Source organism: Microbacterium sp. CGR1, from assembly GCF_051062835.1.
Classification (GTDB): Bacteria; Actinomycetota; Actinomycetes; order Actinomycetales; family Microbacteriaceae; genus Microbacterium.
Genome location: NZ_JAOTPG010000001.1, coordinates 976,935 through 991,973, shown reverse-complemented (window position 1 = coordinate 991,973; position 15,039 = coordinate 976,935). Strand labels below are relative to the sequence as shown.

Sequence of the window (15,039 nt, the reverse complement as noted above, 5' to 3'; positions counted from 1 at the left end):
GCGATGGAGACCCTGAATGAGGTAGCCCTCCCGTATGCGGAATGGCAGCCCACGAAAGAGACGATCCACAGGTATCTGCAGATCGTAGGGAAACTGCGCCTCGCCGTCAGCCCGAGGCGAAATCACTGGTGGAATGTACCGTTCCATGTGACGGCTTCGGGTATCACTACTCGCCCGATGGGCCGAGACCCGGTGTTTGCGATCGACTTCGACTTCATCAATCACCGCTTGATCGTGGCCACAAATCACGGGTCTCGAAGTTCCTTTTCTCTCCAGGGACTGAGCGTGGCAGAGTTTCACGATGCCCTCGTCCACGCGATGCTTGCGGTGGGTGCGGACCCGTTCCCCATATTGCTGTCCCGCCCGTTCGATCTCCCGGACAGCGACCGTCAGTTTCGAGTCGACGACGAACATCGCTCCTACGATCCTTCAGCAGCCGCAACATACTGGCGGGTGCTCGCCGACGTGAACATCCTGTTGGAGGAGTTCTGCGGCCGATACTCCGGAAAGACGAGTCCGGTCCACCACTTCTGGCACACCTTCGACATCGCAGCGACACGGTTCTCCGACGCCATTGTTGAGCACGGCGGTGGCGTCGACCCCGTCACACGAGAGGCCTATTCGCGTGAGGTCATGAGTTCGGGCTTGTGGTTCGGTGACGCAGAGACACCGGAGCCGGCGTTCTACGCGTACACATCGCCGGAGCCAAACGGACTGTCTGACCAAGCCCTACCTGATGGCGCGAACTGGCGGCCTCGAGGCGGCGAGCACCTTGCGGTGTTCCCCCTCTCCGCTGCGCAGCGCACTGGCGACGTCCGAACAGCTGCGTTGGAGTTCTGGGAGGTCGCTTACCGCGCCGGTGCGATGCTTGCCAACTGGGACATCGATCGACTGTCCTGCCCCGACGGGGTGACTGATCCGTTGCTGCGCATCTCGATCGCTTCGACTGCGGCGCCGCTCAGGGCGTCCCGCAGCTGAGCCCTCGTCGTCACGCCCAGTTTCGGGAACAGCCGATACAGGTGCCCCGCTACGGTTCGCGGCGACAGGAACAATCGCCGACCAATCTCCTTGTTCGAGAAGCCGGCGGCCGCCAACTCGGCGACGCGCGCTTCCTGCTCCGTGAGAACGGACACCACGTCGTCGAGTGGTTCCCTTGTGGTGGTGCGCAATTCGCGCTGCACACGGTCGACCCAGGCCACCGCTCCGATGTTCTGGAAGTCCATCCTCACTCGTAGTAGCTGATGCCGCGCCTCAGTGATGCGTCGCACGCGGCGAAGGCGTTCTGCGTAGACGAGCCGTAGACGAGCGGCCTCGTACACAAACGGCAGACCTTCGGCCTCAAGAAGAAGCCCCTCCATGCGTTCCAAGGCGTAGTCGTTGTCGAGGATCGCCTCGCAGGCATGGAGGACGAAGTCCGCACGAGTCGAGCGGAAGGTCTGCATCAACACCGTCGACTCTTCCAGGCGCTTCTTCGCCTCCGAGATCATGTCGATCTTCGTGGCGAAGTCCACAAAGTCGAAGACCTCGATCGGACCGTAGGGGCCGACAGTAAGACTGAGGTGGTCTGGTCGACGCGTCAGCAATAGAGCCAGGGCAACGTCGTAGTTCCCTCGTGAACCTTCGAGAAGAATGATCACCGATTCAGTTACGGCGCGGAGGCGGTGCGCACGGCGTATTCCTGGATCGGAGAGCACGCGTTCCACACGCTCACCCGCTCGATCGCGTTCGCCGCGGAAGGCTTCGACAACGGCCAGCATCGTTTCCGCGTTCAGAGCCAGGAGATTGCTTTCGACTCGACGAGCGAGAGTGAGCGCGTCCGCAGCCGTCTCTTCTGCCGCCGTCCAGAACTGCGACTGAATCTGTACGTGCGAGAAGAAGGTGGTCCGGATCAACCCCGCAAGAGCGTTGGGTGAGGTCCTGCCGACCCGTTCTGAGGTCGCATGCCCGGCCAACCTCATCGTCTTGAACGCGTCAAGGACGTCCGCGATGCTTTCAACAACCTCCACCCAACTCCGTCTTCTGTCTGGCTGCGCGTCAGAGATGCGAGTGACATCGGGGGCGTTGACCGCTGACATCGTGGCCGCGATACGGTTCAAGGTCGGATGTACTTCGTTGACCTCGGATGCGACCGTCTCGATGTACTCGCCCCACCCAGACTCCTGAGGGTCCACCATGCAGCGCAGCGCGAGAACCGTCAAGCATTGGTTGCGGATGTCTGGGTCGGTCACTTTGCTCAGCGTCGCATGGAGGGTGCGATGCGCCGCTTGCATGTCGTCCTCATGAAGAAGCTGAATGAGCGCACGGGCGGGCGCGGTCCAGTTCAACAGGCCGTCGCCCTCGCCGAGAGCCGCACCCCGTGCGATCAGCCGGCGGGCGAGGCCAAGGTCGCCTTCAAACGCGGCGACGTTGGCGGCTCGAGCGACCAGCAGCGCTATCTCGATAGGTTCCGATCGCTGTTCCGCCGCGTCGAGCAGCCACGCCACCGCCCATGACGGGGCCCCCGCTCGTTCGAGGTGCGCGCCAGGGTCGAGGGCAGCAAGACTCGCGCCCTCGAGCAGAGCGTCGCTGACCTCCGTCGGGTTCGCGGCGGCGAGTGCGACCACGCGGCGCGATGAATCCGCGGTATGGAGAGCGCCATCCTCCCGACGCAGGATGAAGCCGATCTGAACAGCCTCCTGCTCCTGCGCGGTCTCCACAGATGGTCGTGGAGCCGACGTCGTCGCAACACGCAAGATGAGGGATCGCGCATCCGGGCTCGCATCGCGGAAAGCGCGGACCGCCTGCTGATCAAGGTCGAGAGACGAAGGCTGCGGGATCTGACCAGTCCAGGCCGTGGAGATGAGCTCGTCCGGCGGAGATGCCGGAAGGGGGTGCTCGGAGCCGTAGAGGTCGAGCATATGACGCACGGCGAGCGGTGACAGCTTCGGGAAGCGGCTGCCAATGGAAAGTATGTCGCTCATACAAGCAAAATAGAAAAGATTGATGTTCCGCACATCACACGTATTCCGGGCGCGTTAACATGCGTGCGGCACCAGCGAGCAACGGAGAGAAAAAATGAGCGACGACGAAGCCGTAGTTGGCTCGGATGGTGTGGCAACAAGCATCCGCGGCAGGGCTACAGAACTCGCGCGGCTGCGGCAGGCCGTGAGCGCGCTCGGCGGGGGAAAATCCGCGCATGTGCTTGTGCTCGGCGAGCCCGGGGCTGGTAAATCGACGCTTCTCGACTTTGTCTGCGAGGAGGCGCGCGCGGCGTCCATACCTGTGGCACTTGTGCGGGCCGGTGGAATCCCATCGGCCGGCGTGGCGGCAACGCTCGCCGAGGCGCTGTCGGCGCCGAACGTGGCGGCCATCGATACCGCTACCGCTGCACAGATGGATTCGTCCGTCGAGCTTCGGTACTGGTGGGTTCAGGAACTCGAGGCCGCGATTGAGAGACTTGCGCAACCGGTTCTGGTCGTAATCGATGATCTGCAATTCGCTGACGAGCTCACACGCCTTGCGGCCCGTGCGCTGCCGTTGCGACTGGGACGCTCTCCGGTCGTTTGGGTAGTCGCTCAGCGCACCAAAGATTTCGAGCAACGCTCAACTCACAGCCGTGGCGCTAGCGCAGCTCTCGAGGATGCCATTGTGCTTCCGCGGCTGGACGAGCATGCAGTGTTCGAAGTGGCAGCAGACATTCTCGGCGGTGCGCCCAACACAGAGATCAGGACGCTGCTAGCGCATGCCGACGGGCTTCCTTTGCGCGTGACGAGCTATGCGCGCGAGCTACGCGACGCCGGCGTAACGCAGCTTAGTGACGGGGTCGTTTCTCTCGCGGTCGACTATGCGGGGGAGCACGAGGATTTCGCAGACCCCGTCGAGCGACGTTTCGGGCTGCTTAGCTTGCCTGCACGTCAGCTCGCCCTGTCTGCGTCGGTCCTTGGACTGCAGTTCACTTTGACCGAGGTGCTCGCTCTCACCGGTCAGCGGGCGGGGCAGATCCTCGAGCCAGTAGAAGAACTCCTTCGATCGGGAATTCTGCATGATTCCGGTGGAGCTCTCGAGTTCGAGCATGAGATTGTGAGGAGTGCTGCGGAGGCGCAGCTGGACGAGGGGAAGCGCAACCTTCTGCGTCGTGCAGCGTATGCCCTAAGTAGGGAGGACGGCGGTCGCCCCACCACCCTGGGTCAACGCGCGCTTCGCGCTGTCGAGCACACCGAGTTCGAGGAGACAGGAGCGCCGTCGCGCGCCGACGCGCTTGCGATCGTAGAGGACGCGCTGACCATCGTCCTCGATGAAGATGCATCTCTGGCTGCAGATCTCATCGAACGCCGTCTGCAGCTGCTCGATGTATCGGGAGCTGGACTGCGGGCGGCGATGGCCGACGCGATCCCCGTGATGCTGCACGCTGGGCGAATGGCCGAGGCGCGTGAGCTCGCGCGTCGAGGGATCGCCGCGAATATGGACCCTGACGAAGAGGTAGCGGCCCGTCTCGCTCTTGCTCAGCTGACAACGCTGGATGAACCGCGCGCGACTCGCGAGAACCTCGATGTCGCCCTGCGGCTGCCGGTCAAGTCTCCAGTCTTGAAGGCGCGTCTGGCCGCCCTCAGCACCCGACCGTATACCAGCGACTATCTCTACGATGCGCTGGAACTGGTGCTACCCGCGGTTCGCGAAACCGTGCTGGCAGCCAATGACGATGTTGCGCTCTCGACGTTCGAGCATGTGGAAGCGATCGCGGCGTTCCACCGACACGAGTGGGCGTTCGCGCGTGAGGCGATCAGCAGAGCAGAAGAACGAGGCCAGCGCACGGGCGGATCAGAGTCATGGTTCGCGAGTCTCATCAGGGTCTCGTTGTTGAGATGTGTGGGACGCCCGCTAGATGCACTGCTTTCGATCGACCGAGAGATAAGAGCAGCGGACGAGCGACGGCAGGCACTGGCACTCCTGCATCTGCAACTGGTGCGGGCGAACATCCTTCTGGACCTGGGCCGACTCGATGAGGCAGAGATTCAAGCTGAGGCGGTGCGCGAGCTGGGTGAAGACATTGGTGCCGAGTGGACGGTAGATGTGGGGGCCGTATCGATACTTGCGCAGGTCGCTGTGCATCGCGACACCCCAGATGTGAGGGACAGACTCGGTCCAGCGGCCGCGCGGTTCGCTGAGGACAAGGTAGCCAGTCAGCGCCTCGGCGGTGAGTGGACTGAGATGCTCCTCGCTGATATCGCAGGGGATCGGACGACGATCGAGATGCGGACGCGCGGAGACCATTACAGGTCGCGTATCCTCGGGCCGCCAGTGGGCGGCGCGTCAGACGTCCTCGACGACGTGTACTTCACGCGGCTGGTACTCGAGAACGGGATGCCGGAACGGGCGCGCAAGGTCGAGAGCATGGCGCGCGAGCGCGCGCGCATCACTGAGGCTCCGATCGCGCACGGGGTTTTGGACCACGTCGTAGGACTGATTGATGGAGACCCGCGAAGACTTGAGTCTGCTGCCAGGGTGTATAACGAGATCAGTCGCCCGCTGGCGGAGGCTGCGGCGTGGGAGGACCTTGCTGTTGCACAGAGCGTCGGCGACTCCGCAACCTCGGCCGACGCGCTCCGGCGCGCTCACACGCTGTTGTCGTCTTGTGACGCCACCCGATCGCTGGCTCGCGTCGAAGGGCGACTGAGAGATTTGGGGGAGCGTCCCCCGGTCCGTGTCAGTACACGGAATGCCCTCGGTCTGACGGCCGCAGAGCAGCGAATCGTAGATCGCGCGGTAAGAAACGAAACCGCGGCTGAGATCGCGGCGTTCCTATACCTCTCCAGGAATACGGTGACAGCGCACCTCCGTCGCATCTACGCCAAGCTCGATGTGAGATCACGACAGCAAATGATCGAGGTCGTCAGGGCCCATGGCGTCGCCCCGCGGTGACGCCGCCTCATGCCATCGACGTAACTCGTCGCGCGAACTGATCCCAAGTTTGATGTAGACGCTTCGCAGATGCGCCACGACCGTGTGGCGCGAGAGCAAAAGGTCTGCAGCGATCCGCGTCATGGAGGGCCCAAGGACGGCGCGTTCAACGATCTCCTCCTCCATCCAGGTCAGACCGCGGCTGCCGTGTGTCTCTCCGGTCGGAGACTGCCGGATCGTGCGCCCGCTCGCGCGCAGCTGTCGTCTCATTCGTGCCGCACGTCGGGTCGCGCCAGCGCGGTAGTACAACCGGTGCGCTGACTCCAGATCAGGTACGCCCGATCGTGCGGCAAGCCTCTCAGAGAGCTCGCCGGCGGAAGCGAGCGCATCCGCTTCCAGCAACGGGCGCGTGAGGCGTTGCCACAACGCAGCCGCTGTCCTCAGCTGATCGGGCCGACTGAACATAAGCCCCTCCACGTGCGCAGCGATCGCCCGGGCGATCGCTGCTTGCGGGTTTTGCCGTTTACGCTCTTTCGCTGAACGAAGGCATCGCTCAGCCAGATCTGAGTACTTCAGGTTCACGCAGGTCTGCATCAGGAACACGTCGTCCTCGGGATCAGTCCAGGGCAGCACCTCGTGTCCGTGCTCCAGGGAGGCCCTCAACTCTGACGCGGCGATCGTGATCGCGTGCTCCTGCTCGAGCTCCTCTGCTAGGAGAAGTCGCCACGTGGCGCGCCGAACCGCGGCGTCGTCGTTCCCCGCTGCAGGCGGGGCGAGGAGCTCGTCGACCTCTGCGAGCATCTCGCGATCTCCTCGGAATAGTGCGGCATGCAGCTTGGTCCGGATGGCGACAGACTGCATTCTGTCCTCGATGCGAGGCGCGTCAGAGTCCTGGGGGTGAAGAGGAAAGGAAGTTGCGTGATCCAACCGACCGAGCGACATCTCGACGGATGCCCGGAGAGCTGCGAGCGGGCGGAGTACGACCGTCTTGCCTTCGGTGTTCGCACGGGCAGCGACGTCGTCGTAGAGGGTGAGCGCTCCCGCCGAGTCACCAAGAAGATGGTGCACGTGCCCCTGCCACAGAGCCGGAATCCCCCAGTAGCCGAGCGGTATGTCTGCGGACCTTAGGCGAGCGACAGCAACCCCAGCCAGAGCCCTGGCCTCATCGAAGTGCGAGGCCTGCATCCGAGCGGACGATAGCGCGAGGTGGAGAAGGCCCAGAGACTCGGAGTCCTCCAAGAAGGCCGCAGCCACTAGCGCTTCGGGAGCCTCAGCGGAGACTATCTCGTCGAATCCCAGACGGGCGAGGTAAAACATCCGAAGCGCGCGCAGCCTGATGTGCGTCGCAGAGTCCGCGGCCGCGAGTGTGAGGCCTTCTTCGGCCAGACGAAGAGCGTCCTTGGCGAGTGGCTCGATTCTCGCGAGCCACACCATACCGTGTGCATCGAGTTCGTCATTGGTTCGACCGATGAATACGCGCGCCACAACCTCCACGGCCTTTTGTGTCTGCGAGGTCTGCCAGAGCAACATCAGTAGGGAATCGGCTACCGGTCTCATGCGGGGATCGTCGTCGTCGGGGAACAGGGACATCGCGTGCTCCCCGAATTGAATCGCCTCACGCGGACTCACGTCTTTCAGTTCGTGCATGGCATCGACCGCCATCTCGCGTAGCCCGGTGTCGATGCTTCTGACGCGGCTAGCAGGAAGATTGGTCCCCTCTGTGAGGGCTTCTCCGAGGAGGAACGCTGCGGGTACACCTCGATCTCGCAACGCCCCGACAATCTCTCGACGCAAACCGATGCGGACGGCAGGAGAAAGCCTCTGCTCGGCTTCCTCTGATGTGAGTCGGTTGGCAGGTAGGACCAGCTCTCCTCTGTTCCACAACTGCCCCCGTTCGACCGCGGCGCGAACATTGGCGCGAACCTCGGTTTCGCTGATAGCCATCAACACACTGAGGACCTCCACCGAGAGCGCAACCGGTGCGACGGCGGCGAGGGCAACTAGCGCGTGAGAGTGGGCGGGCAGCTCGTGAGTCCCGGCCACTGGCTCGCGTCCATGCGCTCCGGACGCAGCCGCATCCGTCGGCGAAATCCGCGTTGTCTCCATCACTGCCCAGATCGCGTGCCGGGGGCCCTGCCGTCGCGAGAGCGATCGGTACACCTCGGCGATGACAGGCTCCTCGTTCGAGGGGGGCGAGACGATCAGCACTGGTTGATCTCTGGCGAGATCATCGAGCGCCTCCACGATCATCCTCGACAAAAGACGCTGGTTATGGTCCAAGAGACGCCAAAGCGGAACGGCGGCAAGCGGGGTCGGCAGGAATCGGTTGATCGCGAGAAGCAGACTGCCGCCCGCGATGAGATGGCAGTCTGAATCGTCGTCCGCACGAACAACAATCGCACCCGAAGCAATCGCTGCGTCAACGAGCTCCCCGGCATCTGTCAGGCCCGGGGGAGCGGTGAAGACCCCACCTGCTCCCGAGATGAGCGCGCTCAGAACATCGCTCGTCCAGCGAGCGAGCCCATCCTCGGGTGCCATCATGCGTCTGTCAGCGGTCCGTCCCGACCGGCGCATCGATCCCGTCGCGGGACCCTACGATCTCCGCAGTCGGCAATGCCTCCCGAAGCTGCCGGCGATCAGCGTCGCTCAGAACAATGGATGCCGCCTTGACGTTCTCTTCGAGTCGGCGGCGGTGGCGCGTACCAGGAATCGGCACAACGCCTTCGGAGATCACCCATGCGAGAGCGATCTGGGCGACGGATGCGCCGTACCCCTGCGCAATCGACTCGACCTTGTCGACAAGGCGCCTGTTCGCTTCGAACGCATCCGGTTGGAAGCGAGGAAGGCCACGCCGCGCGTCACTCGGATCAAGGTCGTCCAAGGACTTGACTCCGTCAGTGAGAACTCCTCGACCGAGCGGAGAGAAAGCCACGACGCCGATTCCCAGTTCGTCGGCGACGGCCTTCTCATCGTTCACGAGCATGTCGCGCGCGAAGAGCGAGAACTCGGACTGCACGGCAGCAATCGGATGCACTGCCTGCGCGCGTCGAAGAGTGGGCGCTGATGCTTCGGAAAGCCCGATGTGGCGAACTTTCCCCTCTTTCACCAACTCAGCAAGACCCCCGACGCTCTCTTCGATTGGCACCGCTGGGTCGACGCGGTGGAGATAGTACAGATCGATGACGTCCATCCCCAGGTGACGTAGCGAGCGTTCGCACGCGCGACGGATGTATTCCGGGGTGCCGTTGCGACCATGGATCGTGCCATCGTCGTCCGTCTCTGCTGATGCCTTTGTCGCGATGATGATCTCGTCGCGGCGGTTGCCGAGCGCCCGACCGATCAGCTTCTCGTTCTCAAAGGGGCCATAGGCTTCGGCAGTATCGATCAGAGTGACGCCGAGATCGACGGCGCGGTGCAAGGTGGCAATCGCCTCGGTTTCGTCCGTGGCGCCGTAGTAGGCGCTCATTCCCATGGCGCCCAGGCCGATCATCGATACGCTCAGCCCGTCGCCGAGATTGAACTCCCTCATTTGATCCTCTTTTCATTCTGCGATGTGGCCCGGTGTTCGACCACGTCGCGGTAGGCGTCGATCTTCGTCTGCAGCGCTTCGAGGTGACGGTGGGTTCGGGTCAGCACGTCAAGGACGGACTGGCGATGCTCCTCGAGCACCCTCAGCCTCTCCGCCTCCGACCCTTCGCGACGGGAGAGATCGGCAAGCACCCGCATATCTCCGATCGACATGCCTGTCTCTCGGAGCATGAGAAGACCATTGATCCACTCCATGTCGTGTCGGCCGTAGCGTCGATGGCCGGAGGGGTCTCTGCGAGTCGGGTCAAGCATCAACCCTTCGCGCTCGTAAAAACGAAGCGCTTGAACGCTGAGTCCCGTCACCCGCGCAACCTGGCCGATCGTCAAGCCGGCATCGGGGATGTCGACATCGATCGTCGGCAAGGTGATCGCGTGCATGTTCCTATCCTGAAACCTATAGTGCGGTAGAGGTCAAGTCGTGAGACGCATCGAATGTCGGGTGAAGCGTGCGCCGCACACAAATAACGCGCGGCGCACGCCCCAGATCACCGTGTGGCGTGGAAGGCCGAGAGGATCGTCTTCGCCACAGCCGCCGGCTGAGACACGGCGAGTGCGTGCGACGCGCCATCGATCACCGTCGCCTCGCGCGCCCCCGCACGCTCGGCGAGGAAGGCGATGGCTTCAGCGGGGATGTTTCGATCAGCGCCGGCGTAGATGAACCACGACGGCACGGACTTCCACCCGGGCTGCGCTGCGGGCAGCGGTTCGTTGAGCGCTGTTTCGGTGATCGGCCTCTGAGTCTGGGCCATGAGTCGCGCGGTGGCATCGTCCACGTCAGCACAGAACTGTGCGTGGAAGACGTCCTCGCGGATCGTGAGGTCCACCTGCCCCGACGTCAGGACGTTCGGCTGCAGTGATTCTCCCAGGGTGCTCCCGGGGAACTTGCCGGCGAGATCGGCCGCGGATTCGCCGGTGTCAGGAGCGAAGGCTGCGACGTAGACGAGCGCGCGCACGTTGTCTACGAGCGACGATGCCTCCGTGGCGACGACTCCGCCGTAGGAGTGCCCGACGAGCACCACCGGGCCATCGATCGAGCGGACGACATCCGCCACGTACTCGCCGTCGGACGTGACGGAGCGAAGCGGATTCGCAGCGGCGATCGCGTGGACTCCTTCAGCAGCGAGGAGCGAGATGACGTCGTTCCAGCTGGCGGATTCGGCGAAGGCGCCGTGGATGAGTACGACAGTTGCTTCCTGAGACATGGTTTTAGTCCTTCCGGTTGGTGCCGAGTGCTTTGCGGAGTACGTGGACGGCGACGCCCACGGCCGCGGTGGACGCTGCGCTTGTGCGCAGCGGGTTGAGCATCATGAAGTCGTGGATGATGCCGTTGAATCGAATCGACGTCGTGCGGACGCCTGCCTCGATGAGCCGGCGGGAGTACGCCTCACCTTCGTCCCGCAACACGTCGTTCTCATCGACGATGACCAGCGCTTCCGGCAGACCGTTCAGTTGCTCGATGCTCGCCCGCAGGGGCGACGCGGTCACCTCGTTGCGAACCTCGAGATCCGGAGCGTACGCGTCCCAGAACCACGCCATCGACTTGGCGGTGAGGAAGGGCCCGTCAGCGAACTCGGCGTAGCTGGCGGTGTCCTGTCCGGCATCCGTCACGGGGTAGTACAGCGACTGGTGCACGAAAGAGACCTCGCCGCGCTGTTTGGCGAGGATAGTCACTGCGGCCACCATGCATCCGCCAACGGAGTCTCCCGCGATCGCCATACGCGAGGAGTCGATTCCGTGCGCATGACCCTCGGCAGTGAGCCACCGGGCCGTCGCGTACGCCTGCTCGATGGCGACGGGGTAACGAGCTTCCGGCGAGCGGTCGTATTCCACGAACGCGACGGCAGCATCGACCCCGACCGCGAGCTCACGTACGAGTCGGTCGTGCGTTCCAGCGTTGCCCAGGATCCACCCGCCACCATGGATGTAAAGCACGACTGGGAGTTCGCCGGTCGCGCCTTTCGGGCGGACGAGGCGCACCCGAACGTCACCGACCTTCGCGAGAACGGTGACCCATTCCTCGTCGATCTCGTGCTTCTCGATCGGCGCCGACTGCACATCGTCGAGAACTTTGCGTGCCCCCTCCGGACCGAGCTCGTACAGGAACGGAGGTTTCGATGTCGCGTCGGCAAAGGCTTGCGCTTCACTCTCAAGGACATGAGGTTTCATGACAGAACTCCTTCAGTCGGAATATCACTCTCTGAAACGAGGGCGTGAGGCGATCGTGCTCCTCACGGGGTCTTGGATGAGAGAGTCGAATGACTCAGGCGAGTCTGCTCAGAGTTCCATCCAGCCACTGCGCTTCCTCGGCACGGAGCGGATACCTAGGTACGAGGTCACTGCACCGGCGAACATCAGTGCAGCGGTGACGATCGCAGCGCGATGAAAACCGTCGAGGTCCAACGTTCCGCCGACGACAAGGGCCAGCAGCGCAACGACAATCAGTCCCGCCACGCGGGAGACGGCGTTGTTGACCGCCGATGCGATGCCGGATCGGTCCGATCGGGCTGCACCCAGGACTGCAGACGTAAGTGGCGTGACGGTGAGGGCGAGTCCCAATCCGGTCAGGATCATGCTGGGCAGCATCTGCCACCAGTACGAGAACTCCGAACCCACGGTGAGCAGAAGCAAGGCGCCGAACCCCATGAAGGCCGGCCCGACGGTCATGAAGATTCGTGGACCCCAACGTCCGCTGAGGACGCCGATGCGTGAGCTGAGGAAGACGAGAAGTAGAGTCATCGGCAAACTGGCGAGCCCGGCCAATGTTGCCGGAAAGCCTGCGTTCTGCTGCAGGTAAACAACGACCACGAATCCATTGAGTGAGATCCCCGCGTAGACGAACGCCGTTGTCAGGTTCCCGGCCGTGAAGTTCCGCTTTCGGAACATATCCAGCGGAAGGATCGGTTGCGGCGTGTGAGCCTGGCGGACGATGAAAGCGATGAACAAGATCGCGCCGCACGTAAGTGGTATCCAGATGGCGGGGGCGTTCCAACCGAGCGCAGGTTGCTCGATGAGCGCGAACACCAATGCGCCGAGGCCTAGAGTGCAAAGGGCGGCGCCGATCCAGTCGATTCCGGATCCTCGTTGCCGGGAGTCTCTCAGGCGACCGCGCGCGAGCAGAGCAAGCGTCGCAGCTATGGGAACCACGTTGACCACGAACGCCCAACGCCACGAGAGTACATCCACGAAGACGCCTCCGATGACAGGGCCGACGATCATGGCGGCAGTGGTCATCGCAGTCCAGATTCCGATAGCCCTCCCGCGGTCCGTCCCGGAGAAGTTCGACGTGATGAGCGCCAGAGAGCTCGGAACGAGAAATGCCCCGGCTGCGCCCTGAACAGCGCGCGCGACGATGAGGAACTCCGCGGTCGGCGCAAGCGCGATCCCAATCGACGCGACCCCGAAACCGAGAAGGCCGATCCGAAGAACAAGAACTCGGCCGAAGACATCACTGATTGAGCCAGCAACGAGTATGAGCGCGCCCAGAGTGATCAGGTAGGCGTCCACAACCCACTGCTGCGTACGCAGGCCGCCGCCGAGCTCTTCGCTGATTGATGGGAGCGCGACATTCACGATCGTGCCATCCAGGAAGGCCACGAACGAACCGAGTACTGCAACCCAGAGAACAAGCCGCTGAGTAGAGGTCAGCGGCCCTGAGGAGAGTGGAGTTGAGTCAGCGGAGGTGGCGGTCATGGCGATCACGGTAGCCCGACGCCGCCCGTGCGCGGTGCGTGTCAGCTACTCGGCTGAGTCGAATGACCTAACCCCGGATCGGAGCGGACCAACACACTTGCAAAGTGGATCGAATCATGAAGATCAAGAACGTTGCGACGAACGCACTCATGCGCACGAGGTCGTCCTTGTGAACCCGCCGCTGAATGCGACAAACCGCATCCAGGCGGGAGAGCTTTCCATCGCATACGTCGATGAGGGCGGGCATGACGCGGAGCCGGTTGTCCTCCTGCACGGTTTCCCCTACGACATCCACAGTTACGACGACGTCGTTCCCCTGCTCGTCGAAGCCGGCTTCAGGGTTCTCGTACCGTACCTGCGCGGGCACGGCCCCACGACGTTCCTGAGACCGGACGGCCCTCGTTCAGGCCAACAGGCTGCGCTCGGCGCCGACCTGCTCGCGTTCATGGACGCCCTGGGGCTCGAAAAGCCGATCCTCGCCGGGTACGACTGGGGCGCACGCGCGGCCTGCGTCGTCTCGGCACTTTGGCCGGACAGAGTGCGCGGCCTCGTGTCGGTCAACGGGTACCTCATCCAGGACATCGCGACTTCTCAGTTGCCGATACGTCCGGACCTCGAGGCGGGGCTGTGGTACTTCTGGTACTTCAGCACAGATCGTGGACGCGCCGGACTATCAGAGAACCGTAAGGCGATCGCCGAGGTGATCTGGAAGCGGAACTCTCCGGAATGGCATTTCACCCGAGACCACCTCGACCTCGTCGCAGAGTCGTTCGAGAACGCCGCATACGTCGACGTCGTCATCCATTCGTACCGGCATCGGTTGGGGCTCGCCCCTGGAGATCCTCAATACGAGGCGATCGAATCGGAACTCAGCAAACGACCGGTGATCACGGTACCCACCGTCACCCTCGACGGGCAGGCAGACGGGAATTTTCCCGCGACAGACGGGAGTTCCATCGCTCACCTGTTCTCTGGGCCCCGCCTGCATCGCCAGGTCCCGCGGGCAGGCCATAACCTCCCGGCAGAATCCCCGCGCACCTTCGCGGAAGCCATCCGCGATGTCGCCGACCCTTCCGGACTCGGCAAGGGAACCCCATGACTATCGCAGAGCAATCACAGAGCAAGGAGCATGAAATGAAGATCGTCGTTTTCGGAGGCACGGGCCGCATCGGATCGCAAGTGGTGGATTTGCTTCGTGATGAAGGTCACGAAGTTGTCGTCGCGGCCGTACCAGAGGTGGACGCACTGAAGGGCACGGGCATCGCAGCAGCGCTCGCGGGCGCAGATGTAGCCGTCGATGTGACGAACGCCATGATCTTCGACGAGGAAGAGATCGTCTCGTTCTTCACGACGACCAGCCGCAACATTCTTCAGGGAGAGATCATGGCCGGCGTCGGTCGCCACGTCGTGCTCTCCATCGTCGGTGTCGATCGTATGAATGCGACCTCGTACCTGGCCGGCAAGGTCGCTCAGGAGCGCACGGTGGCTGAAGGCGGAGTCCCATACACGATCGTCCGTGCCACTCAGTTCCAGGAGTTCCTTCCGGGGATCGCAGACATGAGCACCGTCGACGGTGTTGTGAGAGTGCCCCCGATCCTTCTCCAGCCCACGGCAGCAATCGACGTCGCACGAACAGTCGCAGACGTCGCGGTTCACGATCCCGGCACCACCGTCGTCGAGGTGGCGGGGCCGGAACGGGCACGGATGTCCGAGTTCATCGAAGAGGCGCTTCGTCGCGCAGATGACGAGCGCACGGTGGTTGAGGATCCGGAGGCGTTGTACTCCGGCGTCTTCCTCCCGGAGGACGGGTTGGTGCCGGTCGGCGACGCGCGGATCGGTGAGATCTCGTTCAACTTGCGCGGACAGAGCTGACCGATGAACGGG

General features: G+C 63.3%; 10 protein-coding genes and 1 pseudogene. 4 read left to right on the top strand and 7 right to left on the bottom strand.

The features are described from left to right. Positions 1-3 precede the first annotated feature (3 nt). Complete coding sequence (locus OD997_RS04815) at positions 4-978, top strand: DUF5996 family protein (protein WP_434330599.1); 975 nt, start codon at positions 4-6, stop codon at positions 976-978. Between the two features lie 53 nt (positions 979-1,031). On the opposite strand, the pseudogene OD997_RS04810 reads toward OD997_RS04815, so the two are convergent. Next, positions 1,032-1,223, bottom strand: a pseudogene (locus tag OD997_RS04810) (LuxR C-terminal-related transcriptional regulator); the annotation flags it as partial. 1,831 nt (positions 1,224-3,054) lie between these two features. Between OD997_RS04810 and OD997_RS04805 the strand changes: the two are divergent. Beyond that, a complete protein-coding gene (locus OD997_RS04805; protein ID WP_434330598.1) occupies positions 3,055-5,898 on the top strand; it encodes an AAA family ATPase in 2,844 nt (947 codons plus the stop codon). Here OD997_RS04805 and OD997_RS04800 read toward each other — a convergent pair. The 6 genes from OD997_RS04800 to OD997_RS04775 all read right to left on the bottom strand — a co-directional run bounded on the left by OD997_RS04800 (position 5,845) and on the right by OD997_RS04775 (position 13,155). Next, the gene (locus OD997_RS04800) at positions 5,845-8,418 is read right to left on the bottom strand and encodes a LuxR C-terminal-related transcriptional regulator (protein WP_434330597.1); all 2,574 of its coding nucleotides are present in this window, start codon (positions 8,416-8,418) and stop codon (positions 5,845-5,847) included. The two genes, OD997_RS04805 and OD997_RS04800, sit on opposite strands and share 54 nt — an antisense overlap. A 7-nt stretch (positions 8,419-8,425) precedes the next feature. Then, complete coding sequence (locus tag OD997_RS04795) at positions 8,426-9,406, bottom strand: aldo/keto reductase (RefSeq protein WP_434330596.1); 981 nt, start codon at positions 9,404-9,406, stop codon at positions 8,426-8,428. Then, positions 9,403-9,843, bottom strand: coding sequence for a MerR family transcriptional regulator (locus OD997_RS04790; RefSeq protein ID WP_434330595.1), 441 nt, complete (start codon positions 9,841-9,843; stop codon positions 9,403-9,405). The genes OD997_RS04795 and OD997_RS04790 overlap by 4 nt, the downstream gene beginning before the upstream one ends. Before the next feature lie 107 nt (positions 9,844-9,950). Next, complete coding sequence (locus OD997_RS04785) at positions 9,951-10,667, bottom strand: alpha/beta fold hydrolase (RefSeq protein ID WP_434330594.1); 717 nt, start codon at positions 10,665-10,667, stop codon at positions 9,951-9,953. 4 nt (positions 10,668-10,671) lie between these two features. After that, positions 10,672-11,631, bottom strand: coding sequence for an alpha/beta hydrolase (locus tag OD997_RS04780; RefSeq protein ID WP_434330593.1), 960 nt, complete (start codon positions 11,629-11,631; stop codon positions 10,672-10,674). 108 nt (positions 11,632-11,739) lie between these two features. Further along, the gene (locus OD997_RS04775; protein ID WP_434330592.1) at positions 11,740-13,155 is read right to left on the bottom strand and encodes an MFS transporter; all 1,416 of its coding nucleotides are present in this window, start codon (positions 13,153-13,155) and stop codon (positions 11,740-11,742) included. Between OD997_RS04775 and OD997_RS04770 the strand changes: the two genes are divergently transcribed. Beyond that, a complete protein-coding gene (locus OD997_RS04770) occupies positions 13,154-14,254 on the top strand; it encodes an alpha/beta fold hydrolase (RefSeq protein WP_434330591.1) in 1,101 nt (366 codons plus the stop codon). The genes OD997_RS04775 and OD997_RS04770 overlap by 2 nt on opposite strands. Positions 14,255-14,289: 35 nt before the next feature. After that, entirely contained in the window at positions 14,290-15,027 is a 738-nt protein-coding gene (locus tag OD997_RS04765; protein ID WP_434330590.1) for an SDR family oxidoreductase, read from the top strand. Positions 15,028-15,039 lie beyond the last annotated feature (12 nt).

Excerpts from the sequence above, each read along its gene's own strand:
- OD997_RS04790 (WP_434330595.1), bottom strand. The coding sequence starts at position 9,843 with ATGCACGCGATCACCTTGCCGACGATCGATGTCGACATCCCCGATGCC.
- OD997_RS04785 (WP_434330594.1), bottom strand. The coding sequence starts at position 10,667 with ATGTCTCAGGAAGCAACTGTCGTACTCATCCACGGCGCCTTCGCCGAA.
- OD997_RS04805 (WP_434330598.1), top strand. The coding sequence starts at position 3,055 with ATGAGCGACGACGAAGCCGTAGTTGGCTCGGATGGTGTGGCAACAAGC.
- OD997_RS04815 (WP_434330599.1), top strand. The coding sequence starts at position 4 with ATGGAGACCCTGAATGAGGTAGCCCTCCCGTATGCGGAATGGCAGCCC.
- OD997_RS04800 (WP_434330597.1), bottom strand. The coding sequence starts at position 8,418 with ATGATGGCACCCGAGGATGGGCTCGCTCGCTGGACGAGCGATGTTCTG.
- OD997_RS04780 (WP_434330593.1), bottom strand. The coding sequence starts at position 11,631 with ATGAAACCTCATGTCCTTGAGAGTGAAGCGCAAGCCTTTGCCGACGCG.
- OD997_RS04775 (WP_434330592.1), bottom strand. The coding sequence starts at position 13,155 with ATGACCGCCACCTCCGCTGACTCAACTCCACTCTCCTCAGGGCCGCTG.
- OD997_RS04795 (WP_434330596.1), bottom strand. The coding sequence starts at position 9,406 with ATGAGGGAGTTCAATCTCGGCGACGGGCTGAGCGTATCGATGATCGGC.
- OD997_RS04770 (WP_434330591.1), top strand. The coding sequence starts at position 13,154 with ATGGCGATCACGGTAGCCCGACGCCGCCCGTGCGCGGTGCGTGTCAGC.
- OD997_RS04765 (WP_434330590.1), top strand. The coding sequence starts at position 14,290 with ATGAAGATCGTCGTTTTCGGAGGCACGGGCCGCATCGGATCGCAAGTG.